Below are 18,281 nucleotides of genomic sequence, written 5' to 3' on the forward strand. Positions count from 1 at the left end.
TCCGCATTGACATGACGCCACGTCACCTCGGCATACTGTGCCCTACTTGAACACCGTTCAATGACGCGCGCAAGGAGCGACACCTATGTCTGGGCCGACCACTTTCGACCACCTCGCTGACCGGATCCTCGCTGGAACGCCGGCGACCGAGGCCGACGCCCTGGCCGTGCTGAGGGCACCCGACGATGAGCTGCTGGCCGTCGTCGGCGCCGCGAGCCGCTTGCGCCGCGAGCACTTCGGCAACACGGTCAGGGTCAACTACCTCGTCAACCTCAAGTCGGGTCTGTGCCCCGAGGACTGCGGCTACTGCTCCCAGCGGCTGGGCTCGACGGCCGACATCCTCAAGTACACGTGGTTGCAGGCCGACGAGGCCGTGGAGCAGACGGCGGCCGGGATCAGGGGCGGCGCCACCCGCGTCTGCATGGTGAGCAGTGGCCGCGGACCGACCGACCGCGACATCGAGCGGGTCGTCGGCATGGTGAGCGCCGTCAAGGAGGAGCACCCGCAGGTCGAGGTCTGCGCCTGCCTCGGCCTTCTCAGGGACGGTCAGGCCGAGCGGCTTCGCGAGGCCGGCGTCGACGCCTACAACCACAACCTCAACACGGCCGAGTCGCACCACGACGACATCGTCACGACTCACACCTACGCCGACCGGGTCGACACCGTGACCAAGGCCAAGACCGCTGGGCTGTCGCCGTGCTCAGGCCTGATTGTTGGGCTCGGCGAGTCCGACGAGCAGCTCGTGGAGGCGCTCTTCGCACTCAGGGCGCTCGAGTCCGACTCCATCCCGATCAACTTCCTCATGCCGTTCGACGGGACCCTCTTCGAGGGCAGGTGGGAGCTCACTCCGCAGCGTTGCCTCGTGGTCCTGGCATTGGCGCGCTTCGTCTGCCCGGACAAGGAGGTCCGCATCGCCGGAGGTCGAGAGATGCACCTGCGCTCGCTTCAGGGGTTGGCCCTCCACGTCGCCAACTCGATCTTCCTCGGCGACTACCTCACGTCCGAGGGGCAGGCCGCGGAGGCGGACCTCGAGCTGATCCGTGACAACGGCTTCGTCGTCCTGGGATCCGAGGAGCAGTCGCCCGAGCTGGTGGGTGCGGGCGCTGGCGCAACGCACGACATCGCGATCCGTCGGCGCGGCGCGGGCACCGACGCGCCCCCCAATGCCTGACGGCACCACGCTGGCAGGCCGCGACCGTGGACTCGTGTGGCACCCCTACGGTCCTTTGGACGGACCGATGGCGTATGCCGTTGAGTCGGCTTCCGGGGTGAGGCTCGGCTTGCGCTCGGCGCAGGGAGAGAGCCTCGACGCCATCGATGCCATGGCGTCGTGGTGGTGTGCGATCCACGGCTACCGCCACCCCGCCCTCGATGCCGCAGCCCATGCGCAGATCGACGCCTTCAGCCACGTGATGTTCGGCGGCCTGACGCACGAGCCAGCCGTCTCGTTGGCGGAGCGGCTGACGGCGATGGCGCCGGGCCCGATGGCGCACGTCTTCTTCGCCGACTCCGGATCGGTCTCGGTGGAGGTCGCGCTCAAGTTGGCCCTGCAGTACCAAGCTGCGAAGGGCCGACCCGGGAGGCAGCGGTTCCTCACCGTGCGTGGTGGCTACCACGGCGACACGTTTGCGGCGATGAGCGTCTGCGACCCCGTCGACGGCATGCACTCGGCCTTCCCGGGCGTGCTCGCTCAGCACCTCTTCGCTCCACGCCCACCCTCCGCGAGTCGCCACCCGAGCGCGTCGCACGCTGGCCTCGCTGACCCGGCCGTCGAGTCCTGGGCCGCGGAGTTCCGAGCGGTGGCCTCTGCACACACTGACGAGCTCGCGGCGATCATCGTCGAGCCGGTACTCCAGGGGGCAGGCGGCATGCACGTCTACGACCCCGAGTGCCTCCGGGTGATGCGCTCCGTCGCGGACGCGCACGGCCTGCTTCTCATCGCCGACGAGATCGCGACCGGGTTCGGTCGCACGGGCCAGCTGTTCGGTTGCGACTGGGCGGGTATCGCACCCGACGTCATGTGCGTCGGCAAGGCGCTGACGGGCGGCTACCTGAGCCTCGCCGCGGTCCTCGCGACCGCAGAGGTGGGGGAGACGATCACGCGCTCCGAGTTCCGGGCGCTGCTGCACGGCCCCACGTTCATGGCCAACCCACTCGCCTGTGCCGTGGCGGGGGCATCCCTGGACCTGCTCGCCGTCGGCTGGCAGGGCGACGTCTCACGAGTGGAGGGCGGGCTCGCCAGGGCGTTGGATCCTGCCCGAAACCTGGTGTCCGTCAAGGATGTTCGCACGCTGGGCGCCGTGGGCGTCGTGCAGCTCGATCGGCCGGTCGACGTCGGCGCGGTCACCCGGGCGGCCCTCGAACGCGGCGTCTGGGTGCGGCCCTTCCGCGACCTCGTCTACACGATGCCGCCCTACGTCTCCTCCGACTCTGACGTCGCGACGATCGGCGCCGCAATCGTCGGCGCGGTCGCCGAGGTCCACGGATGAGCGGCGTCGGCTCTGTCGAATCGAGCGTCTGGGACGACTGGTTGCACGAGCGGGCCCAGTTGCGCGAGGAGCGCGGCACGGTGCGCACCGACCCTGTCCTGCGCGACACGGGCGATGGGACGACACTCGACCTCGCCTCCAACGACTACCTGGGCCTGTCGCGGGACCCTCGGGTCGTCGCGGCCACCCACGCAGCAGTCGACCGTCACGGTTGCTCCGCCACGGCGTCACGCCTCGTCACGGGCACCCTGTCGATCCACCACGAGCTCGAAACCGCCCTTGCCGCGCTCGCGGGCTGGCCGAGTGCGCTCGCCTTCTCCACCGGGTATGCCGCCAACCTCGGCGTCCTGACCGCGCTGAGTGGGCGCGGGGCCGCGATCCTCCTCGACGAGCACGCCCACGCATCGCTGCACGACGCGGCCCGCATGTCCCGGGTCCCGTACGCCACATTCCGCCACAACGACGTCGACGACCTGGCCGTGCAGCTGGCGGCACGAGCGGGCAGTCGGGTCGTCGTCGCTGTCGAGTCGATCTATTCGGTGCTCGGCGACGCCGCACCGCTGCAGGCCCTCCTCGAAACCTGCACCACTCACGACGCCCTGCTCGTCGTCGACGAGGCCCACGGCATCGGGGTGGCAGGCGAGGGGCGTGGGCTGGTCGCCGAGGTTGGCCTGGCCGACGCGCGCAACCTCGTGGTGACCGCGACGCTCTCGAAATCCCTTGGGGCACAGGGCGGAGCGGTGCTGGCGTCACGTGCGATCCGCGAGCACCTGGTCAACACAGCGCGGAGCTTCATCTTCGACACCGGCCTTGCACCCGCTGCCGCCGGCGCGGCGGCCGAAGCCGCGCGGATCGTGGCATCCGCGCCGGAACTCTCGGCGCGCGTCCGGGACAACGCCGAGGCCATTGTTGCCATCTGCGGCATCACGCCGGCCGCCGGCGCGGTGCAGTCCATCCCGATGGCCTCACCGCAGGCGGCCGTCGCCGCGTGCCTCGACCTGCGGGAGCAGGGCGTCCTCGTCGGCTGCTTCCGACCGCCCAGCGTGCCCGACGGCGTCTCGCGCCTGCGGGTCACCGCGCGCGCCGACCTCACGCCCGACGCGGTGGCCGCGGCCGCCCACCGGATCGCGACCACGGCAGACCGCCACGGGCGGGCTGCACCGTGACGCCAGGGCGCGAGGCGACCGGCCTCCCCGGCATCGTCGTCATCACCGGCACCGACACCGAGGTCGGCAAGACCGTCACCACAGCGGCAGTGGCGGCAGTGGTGGCGCATGCGGGACTCAGCGTGGCGGCATACAAGCCGGTCCAGACGGGCGTGGCACCAGGGGAGGCCGGAGACATGGCCGAGGTCCGGCGCCTGTCGGGCATTGCCAGCGTTGAAGGGTGCCGGCTCCGGGAGCCGATGGCGCCCCGACCGGCGGCGACCCTCGAGGGGGCGACCCTGCCCACCATGGCTGAGCACAAGGCGACGATCACCCGTCTCGCGCAGACGCACGACCACGTGCTGGTCGAGGGGGCAGGGGGACTGCTGGTCGAGCTCACGGACGAGGGCGAGACCCTCGCCGATCTCGCGGACGCCCTCCCGGACGTCGGTGTCGTCATCGTTGCGAGGGGCGCACTCGGCACGCTCAACCACACGATGTTGACCCGAGTAGCCCTGTCGCACAGGCGCATTCGCCTGCTCGGTAATTGCATCGGGTCCTGGCCCGAACACCCCACCCGGATCGAGACCAGCAACCGTGACCATCTGACGGGCTTGTCCGAGGGCCTGCTGGGCGCCATTCCGGCCGGAGCCCCGGGGCTGACTCCAGAGCAGTTCCGGGCAGCGGCCACGAGCTGGCTGCCCGGGCTGGGTCGGCACCGGCAGGGAACCTGACGGCGTAGGACACACGAGACCAGGTATGCCGTGGTGCACCACGGCATACCTGGTCGTAGCTGTCCGCCCGGAGCCTGCGAACCGGACCACCGCGAGTAGCGTCTGCGCCGTGGACCGGATGACGACACGCCTTCTCATCGCCGTACTCGTCGGCGTGCCCCTCGGGCTGGTGCTCCCGCTGGGTGACGGCAGTGACGCGATGATCCGTGCGCTCGTCTGCTACGCCCTGAGCGGTACCGCGTTCGTCGGGCCTCTCGGCTGGACGATCCTCACCGAGGACCCGCCGCAGACGCGCTCGCGGATGGAGGGTGGCGACGGTGAGCGTCGACTGACCGATGTCATCGTCGTCGTCATCGGACTCGCGAGCCTGCTCGGCGTCGGTGTCCTGCTCGTCGGGAGCCGGTCCGACGGGGACGCCAAGGTGGCCGCCGCCGTCGCGGGCCTCGCGACCGTGGCGGTCGGGTGGTTGTGCGTGCAGGCGATGTACACCGTGCGCTACGCCCGCATCTACTACGCAACGGACAAGCCGCCGATCGACTTCAACGACGACGAGGACCCCGCGCTGTCGGACTTCGCCTACTTCTCCTTCAACCTCGGCATGACCTATCAGGTCTCGGACACCGACGTCCGCACTCGTTCGCTGCGCAAGGTGATCCTCGCCCACACGATGCTGTCCTACCTCTACGGAACGGTCGTCATCGCGACGACGGTCAACCTCGTCGCCGGCTTCACGTCCTGACCTCGCCCCTGGACGGGCTGGCTACGATCAGGAGGTGACCACCACTCTCGTTCTCACCGTCATCGGCGATGACCGCGCCGGACTCGTCAAGGCCCTGGCCGACGTCATCGAGGGTGGTGGCGGCAACTGGGAGCGCAGCCACCTCAGTGAGCTCGCGGGCAAGTTCGCCGGCATCGTCACGGTGACCGTCCCCGAGGATCGCGCCGATGCCCTGCGCGCGGCCCTTGCGCCCCTCGATGGTCTGCTCGCCGTTGCGGTCCACGACACCGCCGCGGGCGGTGCCGACGCCGAGCTGCGGGAGGCGGGGGAGGCGCGGCGGGAGTTGCGCATCGACCTTCTCGGCAACGACCGCCCCGGCATCGTCGGTGCCGTGTCGGGCGTCCTCGCGAAGCACGACCTCAGCGTCGCCGAGCTGCAGAGCTCGACCCGTGACGCGCCCATGGCCGGCGGGCGCCTCTTCGAAGCCACGGCGCTCGTCACCGTCCCGGCCGGTGCGGATCTCGCCGCCCTCCAGACAGACCTCGAGGAACTCGCGACCGAGATCATGGTCGACGTCGCCGTCTCGCCGGACACGGCGAACTGATCCCGACGGACCATGCGATCTGACTCGATGACAATGACTCTTCGGGACTGGTGACGGGGCTGCGCTGCCGGGTATACCTTCAATCAGCGTGCGCGACACGACGCCATCCCGACGCCTGCGGGCTGCGCACCACGTTGATGCGGAGCGACCATGAAGCTGTTGCACCTGATGGCCTCGCCTCGTGGCGAGATGTCGAACACGATGAAGATTTCCCAGTCGTTCCTGGACGGGCTCGCGGCAGCGCATGCTGACGTGGAGGTCGAGACGGTCGACCTCTATCACCACGACCTTCCGGCCGTGGCCGGTCTCAACATCGAGGCGAAGTACACCCTCATGCTGGGCCAGCCCATCGATCGTGACCATGCGGAGTCGTGGTCCCACATCGAGCGCGCCATCGCGCAGTTCCTCTCGGCCGACGCCTACCTCGTCACGTCACCGATGTGGAACTTCACCATCCCCTACGTCCTCAAGTACTACATCGACTGCATCGTGCAGCCGGGGTATGTCTTCCGCTACGACGAGATGGGTCGCCCCGTGCCGCTGGTGCACGGCAAGAAGATGGTCTGCGTGACGTCTCGCGGCGGCGACTACTCGCCGGGGACCCCGTTCCACGCCTATGACTTCCAGGAGCCCTATCTCAGGGCGATCTTCGGCTTCATCGGCATCACCGACGTCGACTTCATCAACGCCCAGCCCATGGACATCACTCCGGACCTGCGTGAGATCGCGAGTCGAAGCGCCATCGAGCGAGCCACCGCGCTCGCGGCGGATCCCGGGTGGGCCGACCTCACGGAGGAGCGTCTGTCGCGGGCAGCTGGCGGGTCCGACGTCGAACCGGCCGATCACGGTCACAGCGCGGCGGTCGTCTGACCCGACACCGCCTGAGCAGCTTCGCCCCTGGAGCATCCGGCGGAGGTGCCTGTCCCCGACGTGCCTGAGGTGCAGACCCACGTGCGCGGCGAGGGCGGCGCGGGAGGGCACGACGAAGGCCCCCCGACCACAAGGGTCAGGGGGCCTTCGTTTGAGATCAGATGTCTCGAAGGTGGTGAAGGGTCAGATGCCCTTGACCTTCTCAGCCTGCGGGCCCTTGGGGCCCTGCGTGACGTCGAACTCGACCTTCTGGCCTTCCTGGAGCTCGCGGTAGCCGCCGCTCTCGATGGCCGAGTAGTGAACGAAGACGTCAGCGCCGCCGCCGTCCTGCTCGATGAAGCCGAAGCCCTTTTCGCTGTTGAACCACTTCACGGTGCCGGTTGCCACTTGGTGTTGCCTTTTCTGTAGTGCGAGTACTCCCGTGTGGAGCACTCATGCTGCCGATGCTCACACCCGTAGGGGCCACGCGAACCTTCGCGCAACTACTCGGTCGTGTCGGCCACGCGTACGTGGACTGGAAAGGCAACAGTGATGACCGTAGCAGTCTTCGTGCCCCGTGGCCTATTGAGCGCACGGTTGGTTGAGACGAGTTTGGGTCGACCCATGGACGACAGCGCCCGTGAGCGGGCGTGAGCCGGCGGCATACATTGCCCTTGACTTATATAAGTTCGGACGCAAACATGGACGGATGCACGCTCTGGACGTCCTCGGGGACCCGGTCCGCCGGCGCATCCTCGAGCTGCTCGCCGAGGGTGAGGCGAGCGCCGGCACCGTCGGCGCCACGATCGGCGACGAGTTCGGCATCAGTCAGCCCGCCGTGTCGCAGCACCTGAAAGTGTTGCGAGACAACGGTTTTGCGACCGTTCGACCCGAAGGAACAAGGCGTCTGTATGCCGTTGACGCCCGTGGGCCGAGCGAGGCACGTGAGTGGTTGTCGGCTTTCGAGCGCTTCTGGCTCCCCGGGCTGGCGGCCCTCGACACCGAGCTCGCCCGCGGTCGTCGCACACGTCGGATCGCGACCACTCCCACCAGGCCAACCACGACATCCCCCAAGAACACGAAGAAGGAGACCTGACCATGGTCGATGTCCTGTCCCAGATCGGCGCCGTCACCCGCGAGCTCCGGATTGACGAAGTCGACGGCGAGAAGTTCCATGTCCAGTCGCTCGAGCAGTCCTATCCCTCCCCGATCGACGACGTGTGGGACGCGATGACGAGCCCTGAGCGGATCCAGCGCTGGTTCCTGCCGGTGTCCGGTGACTTGCGCGTGGGTGGCCGCTACCAGTTCGAGGGTCAGGCCGGCGGCGAGGTGCTCGAGTGCGAGCCACCTGCCGATGCCGCTGCCGGATCGGCACGGGTTTTCGTGACGTGGGAGTTCGGTGGGGGTGTCACCTGGCTGGCGGTTCGCCTCACGGCTCAGAGTGGGGGCACCACGCTCCGCCTCGAGCACGTGGCCAAGGCCTCGGAGGTGCCTGCCGAGATGTGGGAGGCCTTCGGGCCCGGCGCGACCGGGGTCGGCTGGGACGGCGGACTGCTCGGGCTCTCACTCCACCTCGGCGCGGTCGAGGGTTCGCTGGCGCCGAGCGAGGCGCAGGCCTGGGCGGCGACCGACGAGGGCCGACAGTTCTATCGGGGCGCTGCTGATGCGTGGGGTTCGGCGCACGCTGCGTCGGGTGTGGACGCGGCGGTGGCGGCGCAGGCGGCCGACGCGACCTACGGGTTCTACGCCGGCACCTGACCCCCTGAGCGTGCGACTTCGTGCCCCGCACGGACACGAAAACGGAGGCCTTCGGCCGACGATCGTGTCCGCGCGGGGCACGAAGTCGAGGAGTCAGTTCGTGGTGGCGGCGGCGAGGAGCTGGGTCTCGGCGGCGGTGAGGTAGTCGTCGAGCTCGGCGAGGGCTGCGTCGAGATTGCCGGCCTCGATGAGGTCGAGCAGGCGGACATTGCGCGCCAGGAAGGGCTCGTGCAGTGCCTGCCGATCGGGCAGTCGGAGGAACGCGAGACGGAGTTCGGCGAGCAGTCCCTCGAACATCGAGGACAGATGGACGCTGTCGCTCGCCCCGACCAGCAGGCGGTGGAAGTCGATGTCGGCGGTCCCGACGCCTTCCCAGTCGGCGGCGGTTGCGGCGAACTGGCCTCGCCTGACGACCTCGCGCAGGGCGGCCACGCGGTCCGGGTCGGTGATGCCCCGGACGCCGAGCGGCTCGACGAGCCGTCGCGTCCGATACATCTCGCGTATGCCGTCCGGTCCGACCGTGCGCACGAACACCCCTCTGTGCAGGGCGTGTTCGACGAGCCGCTCGTGAGCCAGGAGGCGGAACGCCTCGCGCACCGTGTTGCGTGAGACCTCGAGCGCGGCGGCGAGGTGTTCCTCGCGCAGCTGGGCCCCGGGGAGGATCCGGCCCTCGGAGATCTGGCCGCGCAGCACACCGGCAACGGCCTCGGCCGTGCTGGCGCGCCGGGGGAGCGCGGGCAGCGCGGCGAGGGCCGCATCGGTGCGGTGGGCGCGGTCTGGGGCGGACGGCATACGCGGAGCATATCCACGACGGACGAAGTTCGTCCCCCAAACCTCTTGTTGAATTGCTCAACAATCCGGTACGTTCGACGGAACCCGCCGACAACGCTGTCGGCGCTCGGACGTCAGGAGCACCCCGTGAGCAACACGCTCGAGAACCTTGGCCCATCACCGGCTCCCAAGGTGTCGTCGGTCCGTCGCGTCATCGCGGCCAGCCTCGTCGGCACATCACTGGAGTGGTACGACTTCTTCATCTACGGCACCGCCGCGGCGCTCGTGTTCAACAAGCTGTTCTTCCCCGACTTCGACCCGCTCGTCGGCACGCTCCTCGCGTTCGCCACGTTCGCGGTCGGCTTCATCTCCCGCCCGCTCGGCGGCATCATCTTCGGCCACTACGGCGACCGGCTCGGCCGCAAGAACGTCCTCGTCGTGACCCTGTTGCTCATGGGTCTGGCGACGTTCGCGATCGGCCTCCTGCCGACCTACGGGACGATCGGCGCGTGGGCGCCAGCACTCCTCGTCATCCTGCGCTTCCTGCAGGGTCTCGGCCTCGGCGGTGAGTGGGGCGGCGCGGTCCTCATGACGTTGGAGAGCGGCGACCCCGAGCGACGCGGGCTCAACGCGAGCTGGCCACAGGTCGGTGTCCCCGTCGGGCTGCTGCTCGCCAACGGCATCCTGTCGCTCATGGGTGGGGCAACGTCGGAGTCGGCGTTCCTCTCGTGGGGCTGGCGCATCCCGTTCCTCCTCAGTGGTCTGCTCGTCATCGTCGGTCTCGTCATCCGCCTGACGATCGCCGAGAGCCCCCTCTTCGCCGAGACAGAGGACTCCGGCGACAAGGCCAGGATGCCCATCGTCGAGGTCTTCCGCCGCTACCCCAAACAGGTCGCTCTCGCCATCGGTGCCCGCGTCGGAGTGGACGTCGCGTTCTACACGTTCGTCCTGTTCATCACGACCTATGTCACGACGTACCTCGACCTGCCCAAGAGCTACGCCCTCAACGCGGTGCTCATCGCGGCCGCGTGCCAGGTCGCCTTCATCCCGATCTTCGGGCACCTGTCCGATCTGTATGGACGACGCCCCGTCTATCTCTTCGGGGCGGTTGCCGCAGCCGTGTGGGTGTTCGTCTTCTTCAGGCTGCTTGACACCGGCAACCTCGCGCTCATCATCCTGGCAGCGATCGTCGCGTTGTTCTTCCACGCCGCGATGTATGGCCCGCAGGCGGCGTTCATCAGCGAGATGTTCCCGACGCGGGTGCGCTACACCGGCGCCTCGATGGGCTACCAGCTCGCCGGCATCGTGGGCGGTGCGCTCGCGCCGATCATCTCGACCTGGCTGCTCGACACCTATGACAGCTCGCTGGCCGTCTGCGCCTACGTCGTCGGGATGCTCGCCATCACCGTCGTGTGCGTCCTCCTCGCGCCGGAGACCTCGAAGGCCGACCTCAACGACGACCCCCCTGAGCAACGTGAGCCGGTCGAGTCGGGCGAGTCGGCTGAGTCGGGCGGGTCGACCGGGTCGACCGGGTCTGCGGCCAAGGGGCGGCACGCTTCGAGGCACGCATGAGCCCAGTCATCGATCTCAACAGCGACCTCGGCGAGGGCTTCGGTCGGTGGACCCTGGGTGACGACGAGGCCATGCTCGAGCTCGTCACCAGCGCCAACGTGGCCTGCGGCTTCCACGCCGGTGACCCGAGCATCCTGCGTCGGGTCTGCGCCCGGGCGGCTGAGCGGGGCGTCTCCATCGGCGCCCAGGTCGGGTACCGGGACCTTGCCGGGTTCGGTCGACGCCACATGGACGTCGACCCCGCCGAGCTCGTCAACGAGCTGCTCTATCAGATCGGGGCCCTTGACGGCATCGCCCGGGTCGAGGGCAGCCGGGTCACCTACGTCAAGCCCCATGGTGCCCTGTACAACGACGCGGCGAGCAACGCAGTGACGGCGGCTGCCGTCGCGGAAGCCATTGCCCTGTATGACCGCTCGCTCCCGCTCGTCGGACTGGCCGGCTCCGAGCTGCTCGTCGCCGCGAAGGGCGCGGGACTGCCTGGTGTGGCCGAGGCGTTCGCCGATCGGGCCTACACGGCACAGGGCCTGTTGGTCTCGCGCCGCGAGGAAGGTGCGGTCCTGCACGATCCCGCCACCATCGCCGCCCGCTGCGTCCGACTCGTGACCGAGGGTACCGTCGTGGCCATCGACGGATCGACCGTATCCGTTGCAGCACAGTCGATCTGCGTCCACGGTGACACCGAGGGTGCCGTCGCGATCACTGTCGCGGTCCGGGAGGCGCTCGAGGCCGCAGGCGTCGGCATCCAACCGTTCACCTCACCCCCGTCATGAGGCGGATGCTGCCCGCAGGCCACCACGGCCTCCTCGTCGAGTGCGACGCCCTCGAGGACGTCATGTCCCTCCACCGCGCCCTCGCCGCGACTCGCCCGCCGGGGGTCATCGACCTTGTGCCAGCGGCCCGCACCTTGCTCCTCACCTTCGACTCCACAACGACCCGGGCTGAGCTCGAGACGGTCGTGAACAGGACTGGGGCGGGCGAGACCGTTGCGCCCGAGGGCCAGACCGAGGTCGTCATTCCCATGACCTACGACGGAGGTGATCTTGCCGACGTGGCGGAGCTGACCGGCATACCCGTCGACGACGTCGTTCGCCGTCATCAAGCCGCGGACTACGTCGTCGCCTTCACGGGCTTCGCGCCCGGGTTCGCCTACATCGCGGGCGGCGACCCGGCCCTTCACGTCCCCCGGCGCACAACTCCCCGCACCCGCGTCCCGGCCGGATCCGTCGCTCTGGCAGGCGAATTCACCGGAATCTACCCCCGTGAAGGACCCGGCGGATGGCAGCTCGTCGGCCGCACGGATGCGGTCCTGTGGGATCTCCAGCGCGAAGCACCGGCACTGCTCACACCGGGCACGCGAGTGCGGTTCGCCGAGGTCGGCTCATGATCGAGGTACTGCGCTCGGGACCGCTCACGACCATCCAGGATCTCGGGCGACCCGGGCATGCGCACCTGGGCGTGGGTCGTTCGGGCGCCGTCGACCGGCCGAGCCTGCGGTTGGCAAATCGCCTTGTCGGCAACCCCGAAGGGACAGCAGCTCTCGAGCTCACCTTTGGCGGACTCGCCCTGCGCGCAATGCAATCCGTCACTGTGGCCCTGACCGGCGCACCCTGCGAAGCGATGGTCGGCGGACGAGGCCGAGACCTGTTCGCACCGCTCGCGCTGAATGCTGGTGACATCCTCGAGCTCGGTATGCCGTCGCGCGGGGTCCGCACCTATCTCGCCATGCGTGGTGGCATCGACTGCGATCCGGTGCTGGGTTCACGGTCCACGGACCTCCTGTCGCACCTCGGTCCCCACCGGCTGCGTGACGGCGACCAGCTGGCCATCGGACGACCCAACGGCGATGCGCCGGGGGTCGACGTGGCCCCGGTGCGCGGCCTGCCCGACGAGCCGGTGCTGCGGGTGGTTCCGGGTCCTCGGGACGACTGGTTCACGCCCGGCGCGTTGGTGGCGCTCGGCCGCACGCGCTACGACGTGACGTCCTCGTCGGACCGCGTCGGGGTGCGCCTCGACGGCCCTCCCCTGGAGCGGTCGCGCGGCGATGAGCTCCCGTCCGAGGGCATGGTCGAGGGCGCGGTCCAAGTGCCTCCCGACGGTCACCCGGTGATCTTCCTGGCCGATCACCCGGTGACGGGTGGCTACCCGGTCATCGCCGTGGTGCACCCGGACGACATCGCGATGGCCGCGCAGCTGCGCCCCGGTCAACCGGTGCGCTTCGAGGTCGGCTCGCTGGGCCGACGGGACAGGGTGCGACCACTTCACGGGTGAGCCACCGGGCGAGCCCCACTGCCGGTGGACCCCTGAAGGGATCCGTGGATGGTCACTCCACGGATGTGTCCTTTGGGGTGAGGCCGCCGATCGGTCGCTGCGCCTATGTTGAGCCCATGACCTGCTTCGTCGCCTCGCCTCAGGCTCCGGCGTGCTGACGCAACGGACCGACGGGCCGCCATCGACCTCGTCCCGGATCGCGGGGCTGGCGCGGTCCTGTCACCCCGGTCCATCCGCAGCGGTCACGATGTTGTCGGTCGCGTTCGCGATCGCCTCGGGCCTCACAACCGCCCGGCTCGTGCTGGTGGCCCTGGCCGTGCTGACGGGACAGCTGTCGATCGGCTGGGCGAACGACCTCATCGACGTCGACCGGGACCGTGCGGTCGGCCGCTCCGACAAGCCGCTCGCGAACGGCGACGTCGTCCTCGGGACCGCGCGCGTGGCGTGCGGTCTCGCGCTGCTGGCAACTGTCGTGCTCTCCCTCGCCTGTGGCCCCGTCGCGGGCCTGATCCACCTGGGCTGCGTGGCCGCCGGCTGGTCCTACAACCTCGGGGTCAAGTCGACGGTCCTCTCATGGGTCCCGTATGCCGTGGCGTTCGCCGGCCTTCCGGTCTTCATCACACTCGCCCCCCCGGGCGCCGGACCACCACCGTGGTGGGTGCCCACGGCGGGCGCCCTGCTCGGCGTCGGGGCACACCTGCTCAACGTCCTGCCCGACCTGGACGACGACGCGGCAACGGGTGTCCGGGGCCTGGCCCACCGGCTGGGCCACCGCTCCGCGTCGGTGCTGGCCGTGATCTGCCTCGTGTCCGCGAGTGTGTTGCTGGCTGTCGGTGCGCAGGACGAGTCCCTGCTGACGTCGGCCGCGGCACTCGTCGTGGTGGCACTCCTGGCGGTCCTCGCCCTCCGAGGGCACGGAAAGATCCCGTTCCGTGCCGCCATCGGGATCGCCCTGGCCGACGTCATCCTCCTGGTGGTCTCCGGATGAGCGCCGCGACGGGCGAGGTGTGGGACGTCGCGGTCGTCGGCGCGGGTCCGGCAGGCACAGCCGCGGCCCTCGCCGCCCTCGCAGAGCGGCCGACAGCGAGGGTGCTGCTCCTTGACCGCGACGACTTCCCCCGTGACAAGAGCTGCGGTGACGGCATCGCACCGCACGTCCTGGACGTGCTCGAGCCGCTGCACGCTGCCGACGTCGTCGAAGGGTGGAAGCCACTGGAGCACCTGGAGCTCTCCCGAGGTGCCAACGCGGTCCGGGGGCGGATGGCCCGACCCGTCCACGTCATCCCGCGTGAGGTCTTCGACGCCCGGCTCGTCGAACGGGCTGTCGCCGCAGGCGCCTGTCTGGTGAGACATCGGGTCCGCAAGGTGCAGGTCGAGGGGGACGGCGTCGTCCTCGACGGTGAGGTCAGGGCGCGCACGGTCATCGGTGCCGACGGCGCCCAGTCCGCCGTGCGCGCCGCGCTCTCCGCGCCGACCCCGGGTCGGCTGGCACTGGCCATCCGCGGCTACGCCCCCACCCAGCCCGAGCGCTCGGGCAGTCAGGTGATCCGCTACGGCCTGGGACCCTCCCAGCCGTCGTACGCCTGGGCCTTCGACCGGGGTGACGGTCTGTCCAACGTGGGCTACGGCGAGCTGGTCGGCGACGATCAGGCGCTCACGCGGCAGCTGCTGCTGGACCGCCTCGAGGAGCTGCTGCCCGGCACCGTCGAGCAAGGCATGCGGTGGCGCGCCCACCACTTGCCCCTGTCCGGTCGCGGGTGGAGGCGAGAGCAACCCGACGGGCCCGTGCTCTTCGCGGGTGACGCCGCCGGCCTGGTCAACCCCATGACGGGCGAGGGCATCTACTACGCGGTCGCGACGGGCGCGCTGGCCGGTTCCGCGGCCGTGACCGCGACGTCCGGCAGTCGGTGGGGCGGCGCGGGCGGGCAGTACCGCGCCGCGGTGCGTGCGCTCCTCAACCGTCACCTCCATCACACCTGGGTGGCGGCCCGACTGACCACGCGACCAGCTGTCGTCGACGCGGGCATCACGGCAGCCAGGCGGCACCAGCGCACCTTCGACGACCTCGTGGAGCTCGGGCTGGGTGACGGCCGGCTCACCCCGGGTCTGGTCACGTCGCTAGCCACCGCCCTGGCACGCAACCAGCTCATCCGAACCGGAGGTCGATGACGTGGAGATCCTCGCGGTCAGGGGCGCCTTGGCGCCACACCGCTACACCCAGGCCGAGATCACCGACACCTTCGCCGGTGTCATCGCCCGCGGCGGCGTCGACGAGAACGTGCTGCGTCGGCTGCACGCCAACGCGGGAGTGGAGCACCGCAACCTCGTGCTACCCATCGAGGACTACGCCGGGCTGGAGAACTTCGGGCAGGCCAATGACCTGTTCATCGAGCACGCCACCGCGCTCGGTGCCCAGGCCCTCGAGGACACCCTCAAGGCCGCCGACCTGACTCCCAGTGACGTCGACGAGCTGATCTGCGCCACCGTCACCGGCTTGGCGATCCCCTCGCTCGACGCCCGCATCGTCTCCGCGCTGGGTCTGCGCCCCGACGTGCGGCGAGTGCCGATGGTCGGGCTCGGCTGCGTCGCCGGCGCCGCCGGGGTGGCTCGCCTGCACGACTACCTCGGCGACAGGCCCGACCGGGTCGCCGCCCTCGTCACCGTCGAGCTCTGCTCCCTGACAGTGCAGCGCGACGACACCTCCATGCCCAACCTCGTCGCGAGCGGGCTGTTCGGCGACGGCGCGGCCGCGGTGGTCGCCCGCGGTGGCACCGGTCACGGCGGTCCCGTGGAGGTGCTCGACAGCCGCAGCCGGCTCTACCCCGACTCCGAACGGACCATGGGCTTCGACGTCAGCCACCGAGGCCTGCGCATCGTGCTCGACGCCCAAGTGCCGGCGATCGTCCGGCGATACATCCGCGAGGACGTCGACGCGTTCCTGGCCGACCACGGCCTCAGCCGTGCCGACATCGGCTGGTGGGTCTGCCACCCGGGCGGTCCCAAGGTCATCGACGCCGTCATCGGCGCGCTCGAGCTCACCGAACACGACCTGGCGTTGACCCGGGCCTCCTTGGCGCGCATCGGCAACCTCTCGTCCGCGTCGGTTCTGCACGTCCTGGAGGACACGCTGCGCGAGCGGCCCCCGGAGCCCGGCACCCACGGTGTGATGCTGGCGATGGGGCCGGGGTTCTGCGCGGAGATCGTCCTCCTGCGTGCGACTGACCCGGAGCCGCAACCGTGATGGACAGCGCCGCGCTCACCGGTCTCACGGGCTTCGTCATCGTCGTCGCGCTGGTCGCCATCGAGCGACTGGCCGAGCTGGTGGTCTCCCAACGCAACGCGTCATGGAGCTTCGCCCGCGGTGGCCTCGAGACTGGCCGGGAGCACTACCCGCTGATGGTCGTCCTCCACACCGGTTTCCTCGTCGCGATGCTGGTCGAGGCATTCGTGCGTCGGCCCGAAGTCCCCGCTGCCCTGGCCTGGTCGATGCTCGCGCTCGTCGTGGCCTCCCAGGCGTTGCGCTGGTGGTGCATCACCGTCCTGGGCAGGCGGTGGAACACCAGGGTCATCGTCGTGCCGGGTCTCGCTCCTGTGCGCTCGGGCCCCTACCGCGTCCTCGCCCATCCCAACTACGTCGCCGTCGTCGTCGAGGGCGCCGCCCTGCCGCTCGTGCACGCGTCGTGGGTCACGGCCGTCACGTTCACCCTTCTCAACGCCGCGCTGCTGAGCGTGCGGTTGCGCGTGGAGAACGCCGCACTGGCGGCACTGCCGGCGGCGAAGGTGCTGGACGATGCGTGACCTCATCGTGGCTGGCGGCGGACCGATCGGACTGTCCACTGCCATGTATGCCGTCCGCGCCGGTCTCGATGTCGGCGTGCGTGAGCCTCGGGCCGGCGTCATCGACAAGGCCTGCGGGGAGGGACTCATGCCGGGTGCCGTCGCGGCTCTGCGCGACCTCGACGTGGACCTCGACGGGCACCCGATCACCGGCATCCGCTACGTCGACGGCACCCGGAGCGCGCAGGCCCGGTTCCGGCACGGGCAGGGCCTCGGCGTCCGGCGCACGGTTCTGCACGACGCCCTCACCAGTCGGGCCGAGGCCGTCGGCATCGTCCCCGAACAGCGCCCGGTGCGTGAGGTCCTCGAACGTGGCGACCATCTCCTGGTGGACGGCGAGCCGACCCGCTACCTCATCGCGGCCGACGGGCTGCACTCACCCGTGCGGCGGCTGCTCGACCTGTCCGGCCCGCCCTCTCGCCTCCGCCGCTACGGCCAGCGGTGCCACGTCGAGATGGAGCCCTGGACGTCGTGTGTCGAGGTGCACTGGGCCTGCGTCGGCGAGGCCTACGTCACTCCGGTCGGCGCTCGCGAGGTGGGCATCGCCGTCCTCACCACCGAACGACGATCGTGGGACGACCTGCTCACGGACTTCCCGCTACTCGTTCGTCGGCTCGAGGGCCGGTCGCACTCCCGCCCGCTCGGCGCCGGTCCGCTCCGCCAGCGCAGCCGCCAGCGGGTCCGGGGGCGGGTGCTCCTGGTCGGTGACGCGTCGGGCTATGTCGACGCGCTCACCGGCGAGGGCATCGCCCTCGGGCTGGCCCAAGCGAGGGCTGCTGTCGAGGCCATTGCCGACGACCGGCCTGCGCGCTACGCCGGGGAGTGGCGCCGGCTCGGCTGGCGTCACGATCTGCTCACGCACGGCCTCGTCTCGGCCACCAGCCTGTCGCCGGTCCGGCACCGCATCGTCCACGCCGCAGCGGTCCTGCCCGGTGTCTTCGACGCCGCGGTCAACCAGCTCGCGAGGCCGGCGTGACCGCCCGGCGCGACGAGCTAGTGGTCCTGCTCGGCGACGACGGCCAGCCGATCGGCGCCGCCCCCAAGGTGGCGGTGCACCACAGCGAGACGCCGCTACACCTGGCTTTCTCGTGCTACGTGTTCGACCCCGCTGGTCGCTTCCTCCTCACCCGGCGGGCCCTGACCAAAAGGACGTGGCCGGGAGTGTGGACCAACAGCTGTTGTGGACACCCTGCCCCGGGCGAGCCGGTCGAGGAGGCCGTCCAGCGGCGGGTGAGGCAAGAGCTCGGAACCGAGCTGAGCGGCATACGCCTGCTCCTGCCCGATTTCCGCTACCGCGCCGTGATGGACGACGGCACCGTCGAGAACGAGCTCTGCCCCGTGTATGCCGCCACGTGCCCTGACCCGCGCGCGCTCGTCCTTGACCCGACCGAGGTGGCCGAGGTGGAGTGGGTGGACTGGGGTGCCTTCCGCCGCGACGTCCTCGTCTCCGGTCGCGAGGTGAGCCCGTGGTGCCTCCTGCAGCTCGCTGCCCTGCAGGAGGATCCGCGCTCGCCCGAGCACGGCATGCTGTGAGCG

Annotated in this window: 21 protein-coding genes; 19 read left to right on the forward strand and 2 right to left on the reverse strand. The window is 70.1% G+C overall.

Annotated features, from left to right (window positions below; all coding sequences use genetic code 11):
- Positions 1-85 precede the first annotated feature (85 nt).
- The 7 genes from bioB (at position 86) to ACFQRE_RS02975 (ending at position 6,560) form a co-directional block, all read left to right on the forward strand.
- Entirely contained in the window at positions 86-1,171 is a 1,086-nt protein-coding gene (gene bioB, locus ACFQRE_RS02945; protein WP_380118725.1) for a biotin synthase BioB, read from the forward strand.
- Entirely contained in the window at positions 1,164-2,489 is a 1,326-nt protein-coding gene (gene bioA / locus ACFQRE_RS02950; protein ID WP_380118727.1) for an adenosylmethionine--8-amino-7-oxononanoate transaminase, read from the forward strand. Before bioB ends, bioA begins: the two co-directional genes overlap by 8 nt.
- A complete protein-coding gene (locus ACFQRE_RS02955; protein WP_380118729.1) occupies positions 2,486-3,655 on the forward strand; it encodes an 8-amino-7-oxononanoate synthase in 1,170 nt (389 codons plus the stop codon). The genes bioA and ACFQRE_RS02955 overlap by 4 nt, the downstream gene beginning before the upstream one ends.
- Positions 3,652-4,368, forward strand: coding sequence for a dethiobiotin synthase (gene bioD / locus ACFQRE_RS02960; protein ID WP_380118731.1), 717 nt, complete (start codon positions 3,652-3,654; stop codon positions 4,366-4,368). The genes ACFQRE_RS02955 and bioD overlap by 4 nt, the downstream gene beginning before the upstream one ends.
- A gap of 118 nt (positions 4,369-4,486) precedes the next feature.
- Positions 4,487-5,107: a DUF1345 domain-containing protein gene (locus tag ACFQRE_RS02965; protein ID WP_380118733.1), complete on the forward strand. Its 621-nt coding sequence runs from the start codon at positions 4,487-4,489 to the stop codon at positions 5,105-5,107.
- Between the two features lie 34 nt (positions 5,108-5,141).
- A complete protein-coding gene (locus ACFQRE_RS02970) occupies positions 5,142-5,690 on the forward strand; it encodes a glycine cleavage system protein R (RefSeq protein WP_380118735.1) in 549 nt (182 codons plus the stop codon).
- A 150-nt stretch (positions 5,691-5,840) separates the two neighbouring features.
- Positions 5,841-6,560, forward strand: a complete 720-nt coding sequence (locus ACFQRE_RS02975) for an FMN-dependent NADH-azoreductase (protein WP_380118737.1) — start codon at positions 5,841-5,843, stop codon at positions 6,558-6,560.
- A 183-nt stretch (positions 6,561-6,743) separates the two neighbouring features.
- Here the strand turns inward: ACFQRE_RS02975 and ACFQRE_RS02980 are convergent, their stop codons facing one another.
- Positions 6,744-6,947: a cold-shock protein gene (locus tag ACFQRE_RS02980; RefSeq protein ID WP_009777120.1), complete on the reverse strand. Its 204-nt coding sequence runs from the start codon at positions 6,945-6,947 to the stop codon at positions 6,744-6,746.
- A gap of 301 nt (positions 6,948-7,248) precedes the next feature.
- On the opposite strand from ACFQRE_RS02980, the gene ACFQRE_RS02985 reads away from it, so the two are divergent.
- Both ACFQRE_RS02985 and ACFQRE_RS02990 read left to right on the forward strand, forming a co-directional pair.
- A complete protein-coding gene (locus ACFQRE_RS02985) occupies positions 7,249-7,635 on the forward strand; it encodes an ArsR/SmtB family transcription factor (RefSeq protein ID WP_380120391.1) in 387 nt (128 codons plus the stop codon).
- Positions 7,636-7,637: 2 nt separating this feature from the next.
- Positions 7,638-8,297, forward strand: coding sequence for an SRPBCC domain-containing protein (locus ACFQRE_RS02990; protein WP_380118739.1), 660 nt, complete (start codon positions 7,638-7,640; stop codon positions 8,295-8,297).
- A 93-nt stretch (positions 8,298-8,390) separates the two neighbouring features.
- On the opposite strand, the gene ACFQRE_RS02995 is transcribed toward ACFQRE_RS02990, so the two are convergent.
- On the reverse strand, positions 8,391-9,089 hold the full coding sequence (locus tag ACFQRE_RS02995) for a GntR family transcriptional regulator (protein WP_380118741.1): 699 nt from the start codon (positions 9,087-9,089) through the stop codon (positions 8,391-8,393).
- A gap of 126 nt (positions 9,090-9,215) precedes the next feature.
- Here ACFQRE_RS02995 and ACFQRE_RS03000 point away from each other — a divergent pair, with 126 nt between their 5' ends.
- From ACFQRE_RS03000 to idi, 10 genes are all read left to right on the forward strand, one after another.
- Positions 9,216-10,640, forward strand: coding sequence for an MFS transporter (locus ACFQRE_RS03000; protein WP_380118743.1), 1,425 nt, complete (start codon positions 9,216-9,218; stop codon positions 10,638-10,640).
- A complete protein-coding gene (locus ACFQRE_RS03005; RefSeq protein WP_380118745.1) occupies positions 10,637-11,410 on the forward strand; it encodes a LamB/YcsF family protein in 774 nt (257 codons plus the stop codon). Before ACFQRE_RS03000 ends, ACFQRE_RS03005 begins: the two co-directional genes overlap by 4 nt.
- Positions 11,407-12,024 carry a 5-oxoprolinase subunit B family protein gene (locus ACFQRE_RS03010; protein ID WP_380118747.1) on the forward strand — a complete coding sequence of 206 codons (618 nt, stop codon included), beginning with the start codon at positions 11,407-11,409 and terminating at the stop codon, positions 12,022-12,024. Before ACFQRE_RS03005 ends, ACFQRE_RS03010 begins: the two co-directional genes overlap by 4 nt.
- Positions 12,021-12,908 (forward strand): 5-oxoprolinase subunit C family protein, encoded by an 888-nt coding sequence (locus ACFQRE_RS03015; RefSeq protein ID WP_380118749.1) that lies wholly within the window; start codon positions 12,021-12,023, stop codon positions 12,906-12,908. The genes ACFQRE_RS03010 and ACFQRE_RS03015 overlap by 4 nt, the downstream gene beginning before the upstream one ends.
- A 151-nt stretch (positions 12,909-13,059) precedes the next feature.
- Positions 13,060-13,896: a UbiA family prenyltransferase gene (locus ACFQRE_RS03020; RefSeq protein ID WP_380118752.1), complete on the forward strand. Its 837-nt coding sequence runs from the start codon at positions 13,060-13,062 to the stop codon at positions 13,894-13,896.
- Positions 13,893-15,077 (forward strand): NAD(P)/FAD-dependent oxidoreductase, encoded by a 1,185-nt coding sequence (locus tag ACFQRE_RS03025; protein WP_380118755.1) that lies wholly within the window; start codon positions 13,893-13,895, stop codon positions 15,075-15,077. The genes ACFQRE_RS03020 and ACFQRE_RS03025 overlap by 4 nt, the downstream gene beginning before the upstream one ends.
- A 1-nt stretch (position 15,078) precedes the next feature.
- Positions 15,079-16,149 carry a type III polyketide synthase gene (locus ACFQRE_RS03030; RefSeq protein WP_380118757.1) on the forward strand — a complete coding sequence of 357 codons (1,071 nt, stop codon included), beginning with the start codon at positions 15,079-15,081 and terminating at the stop codon, positions 16,147-16,149.
- Entirely contained in the window at positions 16,149-16,706 is a 558-nt protein-coding gene (locus ACFQRE_RS03035; protein ID WP_380118760.1) for an isoprenylcysteine carboxyl methyltransferase family protein, read from the forward strand. Before ACFQRE_RS03030 ends, ACFQRE_RS03035 begins: the two co-directional genes overlap by 1 nt.
- Positions 16,699-17,721 (forward strand): NAD(P)/FAD-dependent oxidoreductase, encoded by a 1,023-nt coding sequence (locus tag ACFQRE_RS03040; protein ID WP_380118762.1) that lies wholly within the window; start codon positions 16,699-16,701, stop codon positions 17,719-17,721. Before ACFQRE_RS03035 ends, ACFQRE_RS03040 begins: the two co-directional genes overlap by 8 nt.
- Positions 17,718-18,278 carry an isopentenyl-diphosphate Delta-isomerase gene (gene idi, locus ACFQRE_RS03045; RefSeq protein ID WP_380118764.1) on the forward strand — a complete coding sequence of 187 codons (561 nt, stop codon included), beginning with the start codon at positions 17,718-17,720 and terminating at the stop codon, positions 18,276-18,278. The genes ACFQRE_RS03040 and idi overlap by 4 nt, the downstream gene beginning before the upstream one ends.
- The last annotated feature ends 3 nt before the right edge of the window (positions 18,279-18,281 follow it).

The organism is Knoellia pratensis, from assembly GCF_042666395.1.
GTDB classification, from domain to species: Bacteria; Actinomycetota; Actinomycetes; order Actinomycetales; family Dermatophilaceae; genus Knoellia; species Knoellia pratensis.

Coding starts and splice junctions, on each gene's coding strand:
- bioB (WP_380118725.1), top strand. CDS start 86: ATGTCTGGGCCGACCACTTTCGACCACCTCGCTGACCGGATCCTCGCT.
- bioA (WP_380118727.1), top strand. CDS start 1,164: ATGCCTGACGGCACCACGCTGGCAGGCCGCGACCGTGGACTCGTGTGG.
- ACFQRE_RS02955 (WP_380118729.1), top strand. CDS start 2,486: ATGAGCGGCGTCGGCTCTGTCGAATCGAGCGTCTGGGACGACTGGTTG.
- ACFQRE_RS02965 (WP_380118733.1), top strand. CDS start 4,487: ATGACGACACGCCTTCTCATCGCCGTACTCGTCGGCGTGCCCCTCGGG.
- ACFQRE_RS02975 (WP_380118737.1), top strand. CDS start 5,841: ATGAAGCTGTTGCACCTGATGGCCTCGCCTCGTGGCGAGATGTCGAAC.
- ACFQRE_RS02985 (WP_380120391.1), top strand. CDS start 7,249: ATGCACGCTCTGGACGTCCTCGGGGACCCGGTCCGCCGGCGCATCCTC.
- ACFQRE_RS02990 (WP_380118739.1), top strand. CDS start 7,638: ATGGTCGATGTCCTGTCCCAGATCGGCGCCGTCACCCGCGAGCTCCGG.
- ACFQRE_RS02995 (WP_380118741.1), bottom strand. CDS start 9,089: ATGCCGTCCGCCCCAGACCGCGCCCACCGCACCGATGCGGCCCTCGCC.
- ACFQRE_RS03005 (WP_380118745.1), top strand. CDS start 10,637: ATGAGCCCAGTCATCGATCTCAACAGCGACCTCGGCGAGGGCTTCGGT.
- ACFQRE_RS03010 (WP_380118747.1), top strand. CDS start 11,407: ATGAGGCGGATGCTGCCCGCAGGCCACCACGGCCTCCTCGTCGAGTGC.
- ACFQRE_RS03015 (WP_380118749.1), top strand. CDS start 12,021: ATGATCGAGGTACTGCGCTCGGGACCGCTCACGACCATCCAGGATCTC.
- ACFQRE_RS03025 (WP_380118755.1), top strand. CDS start 13,893: ATGAGCGCCGCGACGGGCGAGGTGTGGGACGTCGCGGTCGTCGGCGCG.
- ACFQRE_RS03035 (WP_380118760.1), top strand. CDS start 16,149: ATGGACAGCGCCGCGCTCACCGGTCTCACGGGCTTCGTCATCGTCGTC.
- ACFQRE_RS03040 (WP_380118762.1), top strand. CDS start 16,699: ATGCGTGACCTCATCGTGGCTGGCGGCGGACCGATCGGACTGTCCACT.